This window comes from Stenotrophomonas maltophilia group sp. RNC7 (genome assembly GCF_030910085.1).
Taxonomy (GTDB): Bacteria; Pseudomonadota; Gammaproteobacteria; order Xanthomonadales; family Xanthomonadaceae; genus Stenotrophomonas; species Stenotrophomonas sepilia.
The window spans coordinates 16,397-30,615 of record NZ_JAVFVN010000888.1; the positions used below are offsets into that span (position 1 = coordinate 16,397).

Sequence of the window (14,219 nt, forward strand, 5' to 3'; positions counted from 1 at the left end):
ACAAACTTATGAGTAGATTTTATTTTTCCATGACGCGCGGCGCCAAGGAGTTCATGGACGCGTTCACTCAAAGGTTGGCAGAAGCGCACCACGAGGCAACGCAGAAATTTGTATCTGGCAAGAACGTGCACCACTTACGACACGGCGCCGGATGGAGACTCTGGAGTGCGAGCGAGAGATCGGATGACGATTCTTTCAAGGTCCACTCGACAGAGATACAAACTAGCCTCGACGACATCGCGGATCACAACGTTGAGAGCCTAGCATCCGCTATGCGTCGGGCTGCAGAAGATATGGAGGCGCAGCTCGCAGGAAGTGTCTATGGGCTGCTTAGCGAAACTTGTGAGTCCTCAGGTAACGTGGTCTCAGCGAGTTCGCAAGCGTCCTTGGCGGAGACATTCTACGAGACCATCGACAAGATCGAATTCGGCGCCGACAGATTTGGCAACGTACAACTCCCTGCTCTTCATGCGGGCAAAGAAGTAGCCATTAGAATGCTCCATGCCTTGGAGTCAGCGTCGGATGATTTCAGGAAGAGATTTGAAGAACTAAAAGAAAGGAAGATTCAGGCCGCTCTCCAGCGTGAAATTGAACGAAAGGCACGTTTCGTGAGCTACGGGGGAGAGTGAGAATGAGAGCTCTTCTGGCAATTGGATGTGACTCCTATGATCATGTAACTCCTCTCTCGGGGGCAGAGAGGGATGCCGATAGGGTTTTCAACGCACTTTTGAGCGCAAACGTCCCATTCTATGATGCGGATCGATCAACTCTACTTCGTTCTCCGTGCACCGACGTCGTTCGGCTGGCTCTGAAAGAGCTCCTTTTTGATGGCCCGAAGCTCGACGTACTGACCATCTACTTCGCCGGGCACGGCAAGGTGGCGAACGGGAGCTTTTTCATTTGCCTGCGCGATACACGAATTGGTGCGCTCTCTGTAACATCGTTGTCGTTGGGGGACTTGTTTCGTTACATCAATGAAGCCAAACCCGCTCAGACAAACATCGTGATAGATGCCTGTGAAAGTGGTGGCCTAATAGAAGACCTCAACGTTCTCCTCAAGGGAACCTTGTACGGGGAGGTCGGCACACCTGGTATCACGTTGTTTGCTGCATCTGCGAGCAATCAGGTTGCCAAGGAGACTGCCGAAGGAGGGTTTGCAACTCAAGCACTCGTGTCGTACATAACAGGGGAGAAATTTCTTCGAGACGATAGCCAAACTCTGGATTTGTTGGAGGTCGGCAGAAGAATTCACGAGAGCTTGAGAGTGATTGGACAGAGCCCTGTAATGTGGGGTCTGAACCTCTACGGTCCACCGCAGTTCTGCATCAATCCGAACTACTCTTTGAATGATAGCGAGCTGCGGCAGGCGTTGAAGACGGCGGGCGATGCATGCGATCAGCCTGCGCAGCGCGAAATATCAGATTTGTGGAAGATTCACTATACTCTTCCCGAGGTTTGGGAGCCCAGGACTTTCGTTGATGGGCTTGGCGCATGCCTCAAAGCATTTGGCTCAGATGGCAGTCGAAGGGGTATGCTCGCTAGGACATACTACGAAGCCACCTGTTCTCGAATAGTCGGAAGCAGCGAGGCCATGCTTAGATCGGAAGTTTGTGCGGCGATGCTTGCGGCTCTCCTGCCGTGGTTGCATGAGGCGGAGTGCTATCAGCTTTCCCGCGATGTGTGTGACGACTTGGTGGCGGAATGCTGCTCAGCACAACTGAGGCATGAGGAACAACACCATGCCGATCCCCGCAAGCCCTGCGAGCGCAAGCTCACTCACCGCAACAAACTGAAAGGGATCCAGGCCGAAGTGCCCCCAATACGCCTTCAGATAGAAGGCCCCTTGAATCAATCCGAACGTGACGAGCGCCGAACCCCATCCAGCAACATCAGCCATCGTTAGCGTCTTCTGCGTACGTTCCATGTATCCCCTTCCATCAATGCAGCCCCGCCACATAGTGGCATGCTGCGCTCCGCTCTGCAGAATCCACTCTATTAACGTGACGCGTCACGCCCGATCACCCCGCCCATTGGCGCCCCACCCCTCCCCAACTATAGTTCCACCCCTCACAAGGACGAGGCGGCACACATGCCCTATATCGGAATCGGACTCCACGTACTGGCCGCCATCTACTTCGCGGTGCACGCCATCCGCTCGGGCCAGAGCCTCTACTGGCTCATCCTGCTCTTCTCGTTCCCACTGCTCGGCAGCGTCGTCTACTTCCTGGCGATCTACTTCCCGGAAGTCCGCCATTCGCGCGGCGCCCGGCAGGTCGTCCGTTCCGCCAAGCAGCTCATGGACCCGGGCCAGGACCTGCGCAACGCCCGTGCCGAACTGGCGCGCACGCCGACCGTGCAGAACCGGGTTCGCCTGGGCATGACGCTGTTGGATGGCGGCCAGGCCGAGGAAGCCAGAACCTTGCTTGAGCAGGCAGCCAGCTCGCCGTTGGGCGACGATCCCTACATCCTGACCGGACTCGCCCGCGCTCGCCTCGAGTCCGGACAGCCCGCGCTTGCGGTGGAGACGCTGGACGGCCTGTTCGCCCGCCATCCGGATGTGCGCCACAAGCCGGAACAGACGCTGCTTTACGCGCAGGCATTGGCAACCGCCCAAGCGCCCGGCACCCGTGCCGCGTTCGAGCGCGCGGTGGAGTGCGGAAATGACGCGGCCGCTCGCTGCCTCTACGCCGAATGGCTGATGGCGCAGCCGCAACCCGACGATCGCGAGCAAGCCCGCAGTCTGTTCGCCAGCATCATCGACGATGCTCAGCACTGGTCGCGCCACGCGCGCAGCCACAATGCCGCATGGCTGGAGCGAACCAAGGCTGCGTTGAAGGGTTACTGAGGCCTGACAGCCTCTGGCAAAATTGTCGCATCCGCCTCCCTTATGATCCCGGTGAGCGGATACCGACAGTCCGCGGACACCGATCGCCAACATCGCCGTTAGCCTTGCAGCGCAAAGATCCGGCCCCCCTGCGCCATATGCAACGATTCTGAAAATGTTGAAAGTGGTGTCGGCATCGGCCTTACTGCATTGGCATCGCGCACAACCGGGCGTATTCCTTTGCGTGCCACCGGAAACGGGTGGTCGGGGCTTCGAATCCCCGGTTCTACGCTGAAGTAAGCGCTTGCCAGTCGGCATCACTCCCTGGGTGATGCCGGCTGGCAACCGTCGGCCGACTATGGCGGGCGGTGCGTGGGGGCCTTGTGCCCGCCGGCTTAGCGTAGACCGGGTTTCGAACCACGCATCGTCCGCCACCTTTATCGGTGGCGGCTTCTGCCTGCACGCAAGGAGCCCAGCCATGACCCAGCCCCACTCACCTGCCCCGCACCCGATCCACGATGCGCCCGCCAACGGCCCCGCGTTGGACCCGAACACTCTCATCGCCCTGCTGCACAGCATCGGCGCCGGTGCCGCCTCCGATGGCCAGCCCTGGCCGGAACGCCACCAGATGCCGGGCCGGCGCATCGCACTGGCGGATACCGATTGCTCGCTCGCGGGCCTTCGGGTGGTGCTGGAGATCCTACTGGCCGCGCAACGTGCCCGCGAGAACGGCGAACTGGGACAGTGCGTCGGTCCGCGCGTGATGGAGGGGCTGATCATGGCTGGCATCGGCCTTACCGCACACGCCAGTACCCGACTGCATCCGGAGGGCTGAGTGGCGTGGTGCCGCTGGGCGGCCAACGCGCTCTGTCTTGTGGTGGTGGTTGGGGCACAGGCGCTGTGGCCGGCGCCGCCGGTGCCCTCGCCTGTCGCGTTCCAAAGCGTCAACGATGATCGATTCTCACAACTGCGCCGCCAAGCCGTGCAGTTCGTGGAGGCTGGGCCACGACAGGGCTTCCAGTTCGTTGAGCGGCATCGGGATGCCGCGTTCCAGGTTCATTGCCGAGGCATACCCGTGCTGTGGTTGGAGAGGCGCCCGCACCATCTGCTGTTGCAGGTCTCACTGGACGCAGAGCAGCGGGCGCCCGCGGTTCTGCAGCTTGGCGCGTTGCTTCAATGGCAGTTGGAGCCGTTGGATTACCTGGAGCAGGTGCTGGCTGACGTGCCGGAGCCTGTTCTGTTGGATCGGGTGCTGCAGATTCTTGCTGGTGATGTGCCTGACGGGGCGCGATGTGGCGTGCCGTAGTCGAGCATGGCTCGACTCTACAGGGCTGAGGGCAGCGAGGGTTCGAGCTCCAGTCCTTCCGCTCGTCACGTGCGCGACAGGCATTGGCCCTGTGATCATGCGGGTCACCTCCCGGCATCGATCCAGCCCGCATCGCGCGCATGCGCTAGATCTTCTGGCGTATCGATATCCAGGCCCAGTTCCGGCGCCTGTAGGACATGCACCATATCGACAGGAAGTTCCCGCAGGCGCGCTCCGAAGCCCCGGTCACCGGCTGCACCGACAGCGGTGAACCAGGCGCGCGGCACTACTGCAGGAATGCCAAGCGCGTCTCCATGACGGGTGCCAGCGCACCCTGACGCCGAGGCGCGGGCACCGGAAAGCAGCGCCTGCAGATGGGAGCGCTCGATCGCGGGCTGGTCGCATGCCACGACCATCACCACGGTCACCGTGGCCAGCAGGTGTGCGCCGGCAACCTGCAGGCTGCTCGCCAGGCCGCGTTCCCAGTGGTGGTTGGTTACCGGGGTGGCATCCAGCCCGGCAATGCTGGATGTCACGGCCTGTGCGTTCGCGCCCACCACGACCAGCACCTGCGCTGGCGCGAGCTCCCGCGCCAACCGCGCCACGCGATGTACCAGGGTCTCGCCCTGCCGGGTCAGAAGCTGCTTGGGCTGGCCAAGTCGGGTGCTCCCGCCGGCAGCCAGCACGACGACCGCATGCGCGTCAGTCACCTGCCGTGCGCGCTTCGCCATTGCTGCAGCTGCGCGGCGATGCTGAGCGAAATCGCCTCTGGCCCCCGGCCGCCGATATTCAGGCCGACAGGTGATCGAAGTCTCGGGGAAAGGCGGTGGCGCTGATCCGGTGTCAGCAGCTTGAACAGGTCCTCGCGCCTTCGCCGCGGACCCAGCAGCCCAATGAACGCGACTTTGGTATCAGCCAGGGCCGCCAGCGTCTCCCGGTCCAGTTCGAAATCGTGATGCATCACCAGTGCCGCGTCGCACGGGTCGCCATGGAGGGCCTCGGCCGGGCTGGTCTGAAGATGCGCATCGGCGTACTGCCCGGCTGGGGCCCAGCGCGCTCGCCGTTCGGCCACGCTGACCCGCCACCCCAGGCCGCGCAGCAACGGAACGAGGAAGGGCGTTTCGGGGCCGCCCCCCAACACCAGAGCCCGCGGAAGCCGGGGCAACGGCAAATGCCATGCGCCCTCGCCAAAGGACTGCGTACCGTCCATCGGGTGCAGCTGCCACGTCCGCTCGCGACAGCCCGCGCGGAAAACGATCTGCCCCGATGCGCGCAGCTCGCGCTGTAGTGGCACGCCCTCGCGGAGCCAGGCCTCGATGACGTCGTCGATGCCGGACATGGCACGCAATGGCAGGAGCGCAATCCGAAGCCGGCCGCGGCAGCCGAGCGCGGACCCGCTCAACAGGTCGTCGTCACTGCGGGTGTCGATCTCGATCCAGTCGACCCGCCCTGCCGCGCTCACCTGCTCCGCGCGTCGCGCGAGCTCCGGCTCCAGGCATCCGCCGCTCAGCCAGCCGACCTGGCTGCCGTTGCAGAACAGCACCATGTCGCCGGCACCGGCGTAGGTGGAGCCATCGATTTCCAGCACCAGCGCGAGCACGGCGTGCTCCCCCGCGCGCACGCGCGTCAAGGCCGTCTCGAGTACGCCGCGCGGGCTGCCTTCGGCGAGGAAGCCCGGCGCTGCGGACAGGTCCTCGGCAAGATCGCAGGGCTCCCCTCCGCCTGCGGCGGAGGCCTCCAGAGTGGGCGAGGCTGCGGGTCGGTCCATGCGCAAGGGTCAGCCCACGTCGGGCAAGCCGGGCAGCAGCTTGTCCAGGGTAATGGGATAGTTGCGCACGCGCACGCCGGTTGCGTTGTAGATCGCATTGGCGATCGCGGCGCCAACCCCGCAGATGCCCAGTTCGCCCACACCCTTGGCCTTCATCGGCGAGATCACCGGATCCAGCGTGTCGAGGAAGACCACCTCCTGATACGGGATGTCGGCGTGCACGGGAACCTCGTAGCCGGCCAGGTCGTGGTTGATGAACAAGCCAAGCCGTTTGTCGACCACCAGCTCCTCCATCAGGGTCGCGCCCGCACCCATCACCATCCCGCCGATGACCTGGCTGCGTGCGGACAGCGGATTGAGGATCCGGCCGCCATCGCATACGGCAAGCATGCGGCGAATGCGCGTCTCTCCCGTGTAGGCATGCACGGCAACCTCGCAGAAATGCCCTGCATAGGTGCCGACGTCGTAGCCTTGCTTGAAGTCGCCGAAGGCAATGCCGTCCTCCGCCGACAGTGTCCCCGCTTCCGCCAGCTTGATCGTCCGCCCGCCCGCCTGGATGCGGCCATTGGCGAAGTCTGCGGTGTCGCCGTCGAAGCCCAGTTTCTCGCCCACCTTACGGCGCAGGCTGACGCACGCCGCGTACACGCCCGCGGTGGAGCTTGCCGCGCCCCACTGGCCGCCGGAACCGGCGGAGGCAGGATGACGGGAGTCACCGAGGGTCACCTGGACCCGGTCCAGCGGCACGCCCATGGTCTCGGCTGCCGTCTGCGCGATGATCGTGTAGGAGCCGGTGCCGATGTCGGTCATGTCGGTCTCGACAATCACCCCGCCCTGGCCGTCAAGCCGGACCCGCGCCGCCGACTTCATCGTCGGTGCGCCGCGATAGCCCGCGGACACGCCCATGCCGATCAGCCAATGCCCTTCCCTGACCTGCGCCGGCCTGGCGTTGTGCTTGTTCCAGTTGAAGCGCTCCGCGCCTTCGCGCAGGCAGCGCACCAGGTTGCGGTCGGAGAACTTCTTGGACGGATCGCCGGGTACGACCTCGGGCTCGTTGAGGATGCGGAACGCGATCGGGTCCAGACCCAGCTTCTCGGCCATTTCGTCCATCGCCACTTCCAGCGCCATGTGGCCCGGTGCTTCGCCCGGTGCGCGCATCGCATTGCCTTCGGGCATGTCGAGCGTGGCGATGTAGTTGGCCACCAGGCGGTTGGCGCCCGCATAGAGCTTGGGCGTCTGCAGGGTGCCGTTCTCGCCGTCCTCGCCGTTGATGTTGCCCGACCAGTTCTCGTGGGCGATGGCGGAGATCCGGCCATCCTTTCCGCAGCCGATCCGCACGCGCTGGAGGGTGGCGTGCCGGTGCGTGGTGTTGTTGGGCATCAACGGGCGTTGCAGCGCGATCTTCACCGGCCGCCCGACCTGCTTGGCCGCCAACGCGGCCAGCACCGCGTCGGCACGGATGAACAGCTTGCCGCCGAAGCCGCCGCCGATATAGGGCGAGTCCACGCGCACCTTGGCAGGATCGATGCCGAGGATCGCCGCCATGCCCTGCCTGGCCCAGTCGATCATCTGGTTCGCCGTCCACAGCGTGAGCGTGTCGCCCTCCCAGGCGGCGATGGTGGCGTGCGGCTCCATCATCGAATGACTTTCGTCGGAGGTGTGATAAGTCTGGTCGAGTTTGACCGCGGCGCTCGCGTAGGCGGTGTCGAAATCGCCGAGCGTCTGCCGGTCGGGCTTGCCACCGCGCCCCTTTGCCAGCGGCGCGGACGGCGCCAGGGCGGGGAAATCGAAGCGCCCCCTGCCGCGCTCGTAGCGGGTGCGGATCAGCGCCGCGGCGGCGCGGGCCTGCTCGAAGGTCTCTGCCACCACGCAGGCGATGGCCTGGTGGTAGTGGGCTACTTCGGGCCCGCCGAACAGCGGTGCATTGTTCCAGTTCGATGTGCCGACCGGCTTGGTTTCCGGTGCGGTGATGACCGCCAGTACGCCGGGCGCGGCACGTGCGCGGGAGGCATCCATCGAAATGATGCGCCCCTTGCCGATGCCCGCACCGACGATGTAGCCGTAGGCCTGGTTCGGCGCCACGTCGTGGCGCTCGTAGGCATAGGGGGCGGTGCCGGTGGTCTTGCGTGGACCGTCGATGCGCGGCGTCGACTTGCCGACGACCTTGGCCTTGTCGAACAGGTTGTCGCCGGCGGGGGCGTTGAATTCAAGGGGCATCAGCGCTCTCCTTCCACCAGCACCGCTGCGAGGGTGCGCTCGGCGAGCGCGATCTTGAACGCGTTCTCCGGCGTCGGACGGGCACCGGAGAACACCTGCCGGGTCGCGGCCTTTACGCCGTCGCGCAGCAGGGGTTCGGCTGGCTCGACGCGCCACGGCTTCGGCGCAACCCCACCGAAGGCGAACCGCGCCGAGCCGTCTCGCTGCACGACCGCGGCGACCGACACCAGTGCGAACGCATACGACGCGCGGTCACGTACCTTGTGGTACACGTGCCGACCGCCCAGGGGCTCCGGCAGCGTGACGTGGGTGATCAGCTCACCGCGCTGCAGCACGTTGTCCTGCTGCGGCCTGTCGCCGGGGGAACGATGGAAATCGGCAATCGGGATGCTGCGCGTACTGCCGTCACCGCTGACGGTCTGGATCGAGGCGTCCAGCACCCGCAGGGCCACCGCCATGTCGCCCGGATAGGTCGCGATGCAGCTGTCCGAGGTGCCGATCACGCCCATCTGCCGGGAGAACCCCTCGAGTGCGCCGCAGCCGGATCCGGGCAGGCGCTTGTTGCAGGGCAGATTGGGGTCGTAGAAGTACGGGCAGCGCGTGCGCTGCAGCAGGTTGCCGCCGGTGGTGGCCTTATTGCGCAACTGCCCGGAGGCACCTGCCACGATCGCGCGGGTCAGCACCGCGTAGTCGCGGCGCACGCGCTCATGCGAGGCCAGCGCGGTATTGGTGACCAGCGTGCCGATGCGCAGGCCGCCCTCGTCGGTGGGTTCAATCCTGTCCAGGCCGATGTCCTGCACATCGACCAGATGCGCTGGCGTCTCGACCTCCAGCTTCATCAGGTCGAGCAGGTTGGTCCCTCCGGCCAGGAACTTCGCGCCCTCGGTACCGGCGACGGCCTTGGCGGCCTCGGCCGGGGATTTCGCGCGTTCGTAACTGAAGGCCCTCATGCGCGCCTCCCTGCAGAGGTCACGCCAGCGACCTCTGCCATCGCCTCGGCAATGTTGGAATAGGCGCCGCAGCGGCAGAGGTTGCCGCTCATGCGTTCGCGCATTTCCATGTTGGTGGCCCGGGGCCGTGCGCTGACATCCGCCTGCACATGGCTGGGGACACCCCGCTTGATCTCGTCCAGTACCGCCACCGCCGAGCAGATCTGCCCCGGCGTGCAATACCCGCACTGGTAGCCGTCATGCTTGATGAAGGCGGCCTGCATCGGATGCAGGTCATCGGGGGTTCCGAGGCCTTCGATGGTGGTGATGGCATCGCCCTGGTGCTGCACCGCCAGGCTGAGGCAGGCATTGATGCGCTCACCGTTGACCAGCACGGTACAGGCACCGCATTGACCGTGGTCGCAGCCCTTCTTGGTGCCGGTCAGCTTCAGATGTTCGCGCAGGGCATCGAGCAGCGTGGTCCGGGTGTCGAGCTCAAGCTCCCGCCGCTCGCCGTTGACGATCAAGGCCACCGTGCCGATGACCGGGGGCCTGGGCGGCGTGGGCGCCGCCAGTTCGGCGGCGAGCGATGATGCCCCCGGTGCGGCGGACATCGCCACGGTCGTGACGCCACCGGCGATCACTTGGCGACGCGTCAACTTCATTCCTTCATCACAACTTGGCACAGTGACCTCCTGGCGTTCGGGGAACCCCCGTGGCTGGATGGACGCGCTCACACTACCCAAAGGCCACTATGCCCATCTGCGGGGTACAGATCTGTGAAGTCGGCGAAATATACGACCCTACCAACTTGGGCCATGCGTATGCCTCACTGGATGGCTCACAATCCTGTTTGTCCCTCAACATGAAGAACACGATAGGCCGACGCTACAAGGGCGTTGACTGGGAGGGCTCGGGCTCGTGGATGGAGCCCTCCAACAAGGCAACGTAGGTATCGAGCCTGGTGCGAAGGCCGATCAGCATCCAGCCCAGCACGTACAGCAGCACCATGGCGAAGATGAGCAGTGCGCCTAGCAGGCCAACATCGAAAGCGCCCGCCCAGTCACCCCATTTCCATCCACGGAACTGCAGGTAGAGGGCAATCAACAGCGGGAATGGTCCCAGCCGCTGCAGGCCGCCATACATCATGCCCATGCGCTCAATCATGTTTGTGCGCAAGGTGCTGACGAACTTGAGTCGCCGCTCGCGCTGGACGCGCGGGAATCCGCGAAGCTCGGTCACCACCGCTTGCCAGTGAGCGAAGTCTTCATCCATCTCCCGGGCGTGGGAGAGCCGCGGCTGGCTGAACTGGCGAATGCCCCTGCGGGCGGCCAGGACGCCACCGACAATGAACCCTCCGATTTCGATTGCCAGGCAGGCAACCACCACCTGGAGCACTGCGCCAACAGGCAGCCATCGATCCGGAAGCTGACCAATGAGAATGCCGATGATCGCCGCACCCATGCCGATGCGGAACGCCCACGTCTCCACCCTTCCCGCCTTGGGGTAGATGCTGTGCTCAACCAGCCCCTGCACCCGCTGGTAGAGCCAGTGGAACGTGAGTTCCTGGGAATCGGTCTTCGCGGGCGGAACGAATCCGCCCCGTGCCTGCATGTCCATTGCGCCCCCTGCCCGCCGGCGCGGATGCCGGCCGCCCCATCGTACCTGAGCGCGCTTCAGGTGGCGCCTCAGCGGGAATCACATACCCAGCTCCGACAACCCCGGGTGATCATCCGGGCGACGGCCCAGCGGCCAATGGAACTTGCGGTCGCTCTCCTTGATCGGCATGTCGTTGATACACGAAAAGCGGCGCTGCATCAGGCCATCCTCTCCGAATTCCCAGTTTTCGTTGCCATAGGAACGGAACCAGTTGCCGGAGTCGTCGTGCCATTCGTACGCGTAGCGGACCGCAATGCGGTTTTCGGTAAAGGCCCAGAGCTCCTTGATCAGGCGGTACTCGAGTTCCTTGTTCCATTTGCGTGCCAGGAACTGCCGGGCTTCCTCCCGGCCGTTGGTGAACTCGGCACGGTTGCGCCACTGGGTGTCGAGCGAATAGGCAAGCGACACCTTGTCGGCATCGCGGGAATTCCAGCCATCCTCGGCAAGACGCACCTTCTGGGTGGCGGATTCGAGGGTGAACGGAGGAAGCGGCGGACGGGGTTGTTCTGCGGACACGGGGAGACCTCCAATCGAAATGGATACACGGATTGCTTCAAAGGATCTGGCGTACCCAGGCGCTAACGCTTGGCCTGTTCCAACAACAGCTTCGCGACATCCTTCGCGGTGTCTGCGGCGTCGAAATCACCCATCACGCGCGACAGGGTGATGGCGCCTTCCATCAGGATCAGCAACTGACGGGCCAGATCCGCCGGCTGCTCCACATCCAGTTGTTCGGTAAGTTCCAGCGTGTAATCGAGCAGCTTCTGCTTGTGATCACGCGCGATCTGCCGGATGGGATCAGCCGGGTCGCCGACCTCGCCCGCGGTATTGATGAACGCACAACCGCGATAGCCCTCGGACTGGAACCACCCCTTGAGCACGGTGAACATGCCGAGAATGCGTGCTTCCGGGGTGTCCGCTTTATCGCATTCGTTCCGGAACCAGGCCAACCAGCGCACGTCGCGCGCCTTCAACGCGGCGGCGGCCACGTCGTCCTTGTTCTCGAAGTGGCGGTAGATGCTCTTCCGCGCCACGCCCGAGGTCTTCACCAGCAGGTCCATGCCGGTGGCGTGGATCCCGTTCTGGTAGATCAGCGCCTCGGCCGTGGCCAGGATCTTCTGTTGGGTGTCGGTGGTGAGCTTGCTCATGGCTGCAAAGTAGAACGCTCGTTCTACCCTGTCAACGGGCGATCGCGATCGATTCGTACGCGCACATCCGTGCAAGACGATCTATCAAGAAATCAGGACAGTTCATCACCCGGACGCCTGATTGCAGGCGCAAAGTACGTCTCACCACCCACCCATGAGAGTTCCCGCATGAACACCTTCGCCCGTACCCTGGCCGTTGCCGCCCTCGCCCTCTCGGTCCAGGCCGGCCTGTCCGCGCAGGCCGCCGAACCGCCCAGGCCGGCGGCAGTCACCAGCATCGCGCGCACCGCCAGCTACATCACCACCGCCGATGGCGTGCAGCTGTACTACAAGGACTGGGGCCCGAAGAACGGCCCGGTCGTGACCTTCAGCCACGGCTGGCCGTTGAACTCGGATAGCTGGGAGTCGCAGATGATCTTCCTGGCCAACCACGGCTACCGCGTCATTGCCCATGACCGTCGCGGCCACGGCCGCTCCAGCCAGCCGTGGGACGGCAACGATATGGATCATTACGCCGATGACCTGGCCACGGTGATCAATACGCTGGATCTGCACGATGTGACCCTGGTGGGCTTCTCCACCGGCGGTGGTGAAGTGGCGCGCTACATCGGCCGGCATGGCACCGGGCGGGTGAAGAAGGCGGTGCTGATCAGCTCGGTACCGCCGTTCATGCTGAAGACCGCCGACAACCCGAACGGCCTGCCGATCGAAGTGTTCGACGGCATCCGGAAGGCACAGATGGAGAACCGCGCGCAGCTGTACAAGGACATTCCGTCGGGCCCGTTCTATGGCTTCAACCGCCCGGGCGCGAAGGTGTCGCAGGGGCTGATCGATGCGTGGTGGGCGCAGGGCATGCAGGGCGGCCACAAGAACACCTACGATTCGATCGCCGCGTTCTCGGCCACCGATTTCCGCGCAGACCTGAAGAAATTCGATGTGCCCACCCTGGTCATCCACGGTGACGACGACCAGATCGTGCCGATCGACATCTCAGGCCGCCAATCGGCGAAGCTGATCAAGGGCGCAAAGCTGATTGTCTACCCGGGTGCGCCGCACGGCCTGACCGACACCCACAAGGACAAGGTCAACCAGGACCTGCTGGCGTTCCTGCAGGAAAAGTGAGTGTACGGGGCTCCGTCGTGATGGCGGAGCCCTTCCTGCCCAGAGGCAGGGCCGGCACCGGACGAGCGCCGGCTGCCACGTCAGTGCACGATTGCGGCCGTGGGATTTCAGGCCAATCATGGAGCGCGGTGTGCACCTTGATGAAGGGTTAACCTCCAACAAGGCACACTGCGTTCTCACGGCTCTTCTCCGGCGCAGAATCCTTTGCTCCCGTGTCCAGCCCCAGACGACACGGCCATGCATCCTCCCAATGCCTTCCGGATCCACGCGATCCAGCCCCTTCTTGCGCGCAATGGCGCCATCGTTCGCCTCGATCAGTTGCGATCGACCTGCAAGAGCTGCGGCTTGCGCTCATCAATGACTCAGGACGAGGGCCTCAAGACGAGTCCGTTGGGCACGACGCTCACGTGCCCCGCGTGCGGTGCCACGGGGCTGATGGACGAGGTGGAGATATGGCACCACTGGCTCGAACAGTGTCGGCGGGAACGGATGCTGGCGCTCTTCGATCCCGCACCTGACGAACCACTGGAGCCTGATGGCCCCGAATGAGAGCGACGCATGGACTGTCCGGCCGGCGCCTCAGCGCCGCGCCTCAACCGTCGCCGGGGTGACGCCCTGCCAGGCTACCCATCGTGAAGGCGTAGCCCGCCTCCTCCAGCAGCGCTCTCATGCGCAGCTCCACACGCCGGGGGGAAAGCAGGCTGTTGGGTGCGTACAGGGCATAGACGTAGCCTGCGCCGTCGATGATCTCGCGGCGCACGGCGCACTCATTGGATTCGGCAGCCTCGGACCAGACGGACATCAACCTGGCGGGACTGATGGATTGGCCGTTGCGAAGACGGAAGAACAGCCACCGCACTCCCAGGGAACGCACCGGATTCAACCTAGCCATTGCGAACCCCCGATGCGCCGGAAAAGGTCCCTCAGGACCTCTGGATCCAAGCGTGGATGCTCGTCTTTCGAAGAGCGCGGAAGGTCGATGCGTGCGGCGCCGTTCACCAGCGCGGGCAGATCGGACTGAAGGTCGATCCACCACCCCGCGGGCAGCCGGAGCCCCGTGCCCGTTCTATCGTAGATGCAGATCGGAAAAGTCATCGCGTTGCTCCTGGATGACCCGAGCATACGCCTGCGCGATGTCAGGTCCGGATGCGACGCCTAGGAAGATGCCGCATCGGCGCGCTTTGCGCATTCGAATACGTGTGCTTCGTCCTGCTGGACCCTGCGGAACGACTCCAGCCAGCCGAACGCT

At 64.2% G+C, this 14,219-nt stretch carries 17 protein-coding genes; 7 read left to right on the top strand and 10 right to left on the bottom strand.

Features of this window, described 5'->3' with window-relative positions; translation table 11 throughout:
• Window positions 1-8 precede the first annotated feature (8 nt).
• The 5 genes from RCF13_RS21880 to RCF13_RS21900 all read left to right on the top strand — a co-directional run bounded on the left by RCF13_RS21880 (window position 9) and on the right by RCF13_RS21900 (window position 4,130).
• Window positions 9-629, top strand: coding sequence for a hypothetical protein (locus tag RCF13_RS21880; RefSeq protein ID WP_146136443.1), 621 nt, complete (start codon window positions 9-11; stop codon window positions 627-629).
• Window positions 630-631: 2 nt separating this feature from the next.
• Window positions 632-1,903: a caspase family protein gene (locus RCF13_RS21885; protein ID WP_134967906.1), complete on the top strand. Its 1,272-nt coding sequence runs from the start codon at window positions 632-634 to the stop codon at window positions 1,901-1,903.
• A gap of 186 nt (window positions 1,904-2,089) precedes the next feature.
• Window positions 2,090-2,845, top strand: coding sequence for a tetratricopeptide repeat protein (locus RCF13_RS21890; RefSeq protein WP_134967907.1), 756 nt, complete (start codon window positions 2,090-2,092; stop codon window positions 2,843-2,845).
• A gap of 457 nt (window positions 2,846-3,302) precedes the next feature.
• A complete protein-coding gene (locus tag RCF13_RS21895; RefSeq protein ID WP_134967908.1) occupies window positions 3,303-3,659 on the top strand; it encodes a hypothetical protein in 357 nt (118 codons plus the stop codon).
• A complete protein-coding gene (locus RCF13_RS21900) occupies window positions 3,660-4,130 on the top strand; it encodes a hypothetical protein (RefSeq protein WP_134967909.1) in 471 nt (156 codons plus the stop codon).
• Window positions 4,131-4,234: 104 nt separating this feature from the next.
• Here the strand turns inward: RCF13_RS21900 and RCF13_RS21905 are convergent, their stop codons facing one another.
• From RCF13_RS21905 to RCF13_RS21940, 8 genes are all read right to left on the bottom strand, one after another.
• Window positions 4,235-4,861, bottom strand: coding sequence for a nucleotidyltransferase family protein (locus tag RCF13_RS21905; protein WP_134967910.1), 627 nt, complete (start codon window positions 4,859-4,861; stop codon window positions 4,235-4,237).
• Window positions 4,837-5,898, bottom strand: coding sequence for an XdhC/CoxI family protein (locus RCF13_RS21910; protein ID WP_134967911.1), 1,062 nt, complete (start codon window positions 5,896-5,898; stop codon window positions 4,837-4,839). Before RCF13_RS21910 ends, RCF13_RS21905 begins: the two co-directional genes overlap by 25 nt.
• Before the next feature lie 9 nt (window positions 5,899-5,907).
• Window positions 5,908-8,112: an aldehyde oxidoreductase molybdenum-binding subunit PaoC gene (gene paoC / locus RCF13_RS21915; RefSeq protein ID WP_134967912.1), complete on the bottom strand. Its 2,205-nt coding sequence runs from the start codon at window positions 8,110-8,112 to the stop codon at window positions 5,908-5,910.
• The gene (locus tag RCF13_RS21920) at window positions 8,112-9,062 is read right to left on the bottom strand and encodes a xanthine dehydrogenase family protein subunit M (protein ID WP_134967913.1); all 951 of its coding nucleotides are present in this window, start codon (window positions 9,060-9,062) and stop codon (window positions 8,112-8,114) included. The genes paoC and RCF13_RS21920 overlap by 1 nt, the downstream gene beginning before the upstream one ends.
• On the bottom strand, window positions 9,059-9,706 hold the full coding sequence (gene paoA, locus RCF13_RS21925; protein WP_231352099.1) for an aldehyde dehydrogenase iron-sulfur subunit PaoA: 648 nt from the start codon (window positions 9,704-9,706) through the stop codon (window positions 9,059-9,061). Before paoA ends, RCF13_RS21920 begins: the two co-directional genes overlap by 4 nt.
• Window positions 9,707-9,929: 223 nt before the next feature.
• Complete coding sequence (locus tag RCF13_RS21930) at window positions 9,930-10,661, bottom strand: hypothetical protein (protein WP_134967915.1); 732 nt, start codon at window positions 10,659-10,661, stop codon at window positions 9,930-9,932.
• A gap of 78 nt (window positions 10,662-10,739) precedes the next feature.
• Window positions 10,740-11,216, bottom strand: a complete 477-nt coding sequence (locus tag RCF13_RS21935) for a nuclear transport factor 2 family protein (protein WP_021202431.1) — start codon at window positions 11,214-11,216, stop codon at window positions 10,740-10,742.
• A 62-nt stretch (window positions 11,217-11,278) separates the two neighbouring features.
• Window positions 11,279-11,848 (bottom strand): TetR family transcriptional regulator, encoded by a 570-nt coding sequence (locus tag RCF13_RS21940; protein WP_134967916.1) that lies wholly within the window; start codon window positions 11,846-11,848, stop codon window positions 11,279-11,281.
• A 168-nt stretch (window positions 11,849-12,016) separates the two neighbouring features.
• Here RCF13_RS21940 and RCF13_RS21945 point away from each other — a divergent pair, with 168 nt between their 5' ends.
• The gene (locus RCF13_RS21945) at window positions 12,017-12,970 is read left to right on the top strand and encodes an alpha/beta hydrolase (protein ID WP_061478248.1); all 954 of its coding nucleotides are present in this window, start codon (window positions 12,017-12,019) and stop codon (window positions 12,968-12,970) included.
• A gap of 237 nt (window positions 12,971-13,207) precedes the next feature.
• A complete protein-coding gene (locus tag RCF13_RS21950) occupies window positions 13,208-13,519 on the top strand; it encodes a hypothetical protein (protein ID WP_061478249.1) in 312 nt (103 codons plus the stop codon).
• A 43-nt stretch (window positions 13,520-13,562) separates the two neighbouring features.
• Here the strand turns inward: RCF13_RS21950 and RCF13_RS21955 are convergent, their stop codons facing one another.
• Together RCF13_RS21955 and RCF13_RS21960 are read right to left on the bottom strand one after the other, a co-directional pair.
• Window positions 13,563-13,862, bottom strand: a complete 300-nt coding sequence (locus RCF13_RS21955) for a hypothetical protein (RefSeq protein ID WP_061478250.1) — start codon at window positions 13,860-13,862, stop codon at window positions 13,563-13,565.
• Window positions 13,850-14,065: a hypothetical protein gene (locus RCF13_RS21960; protein ID WP_019659700.1), complete on the bottom strand. Its 216-nt coding sequence runs from the start codon at window positions 14,063-14,065 to the stop codon at window positions 13,850-13,852. The genes RCF13_RS21955 and RCF13_RS21960 overlap by 13 nt, the downstream gene beginning before the upstream one ends.
• Window positions 14,066-14,219: the final 154 nt, after the last annotated feature.

What these genes read in the sequence shown, in the direction of transcription:
- RCF13_RS21880 (WP_146136443.1), top strand. Translation starts at nt 9, where the DNA reads ATGAGTAGATTTTATTTTTCCATGACGCGCGGCGCCAAGGAGTTCATG.
- RCF13_RS21885 (WP_134967906.1), top strand. Translation starts at nt 632, where the DNA reads ATGAGAGCTCTTCTGGCAATTGGATGTGACTCCTATGATCATGTAACT.
- RCF13_RS21890 (WP_134967907.1), top strand. Translation starts at nt 2,090, where the DNA reads ATGCCCTATATCGGAATCGGACTCCACGTACTGGCCGCCATCTACTTC.
- RCF13_RS21895 (WP_134967908.1), top strand. Translation starts at nt 3,303, where the DNA reads ATGACCCAGCCCCACTCACCTGCCCCGCACCCGATCCACGATGCGCCC.
- RCF13_RS21905 (WP_134967910.1), bottom strand. Translation starts at nt 4,861, where the DNA reads ATGGCGAAGCGCGCACGGCAGGTGACTGACGCGCATGCGGTCGTCGTG.
- RCF13_RS21910 (WP_134967911.1), bottom strand. Translation starts at nt 5,898, where the DNA reads ATGGACCGACCCGCAGCCTCGCCCACTCTGGAGGCCTCCGCCGCAGGC.
- paoC (WP_134967912.1), bottom strand. Translation starts at nt 8,112, where the DNA reads ATGCCCCTTGAATTCAACGCCCCCGCCGGCGACAACCTGTTCGACAAG.
- RCF13_RS21920 (WP_134967913.1), bottom strand. Translation starts at nt 9,062, where the DNA reads ATGAGGGCCTTCAGTTACGAACGCGCGAAATCCCCGGCCGAGGCCGCC.
- paoA (WP_231352099.1), bottom strand. Translation starts at nt 9,706, where the DNA reads ATGAAGTTGACGCGTCGCCAAGTGATCGCCGGTGGCGTCACGACCGTG.
- RCF13_RS21930 (WP_134967915.1), bottom strand. Translation starts at nt 10,661, where the DNA reads ATGGACATGCAGGCACGGGGCGGATTCGTTCCGCCCGCGAAGACCGAT.
- RCF13_RS21940 (WP_134967916.1), bottom strand. Translation starts at nt 11,848, where the DNA reads ATGAGCAAGCTCACCACCGACACCCAACAGAAGATCCTGGCCACGGCC.
- RCF13_RS21945 (WP_061478248.1), top strand. Translation starts at nt 12,017, where the DNA reads ATGAACACCTTCGCCCGTACCCTGGCCGTTGCCGCCCTCGCCCTCTCG.
- RCF13_RS21950 (WP_061478249.1), top strand. Translation starts at nt 13,208, where the DNA reads ATGCATCCTCCCAATGCCTTCCGGATCCACGCGATCCAGCCCCTTCTT.
- RCF13_RS21955 (WP_061478250.1), bottom strand. Translation starts at nt 13,862, where the DNA reads ATGGCTAGGTTGAATCCGGTGCGTTCCCTGGGAGTGCGGTGGCTGTTC.
- RCF13_RS21960 (WP_019659700.1), bottom strand. Translation starts at nt 14,065, where the DNA reads ATGACTTTTCCGATCTGCATCTACGATAGAACGGGCACGGGGCTCCGG.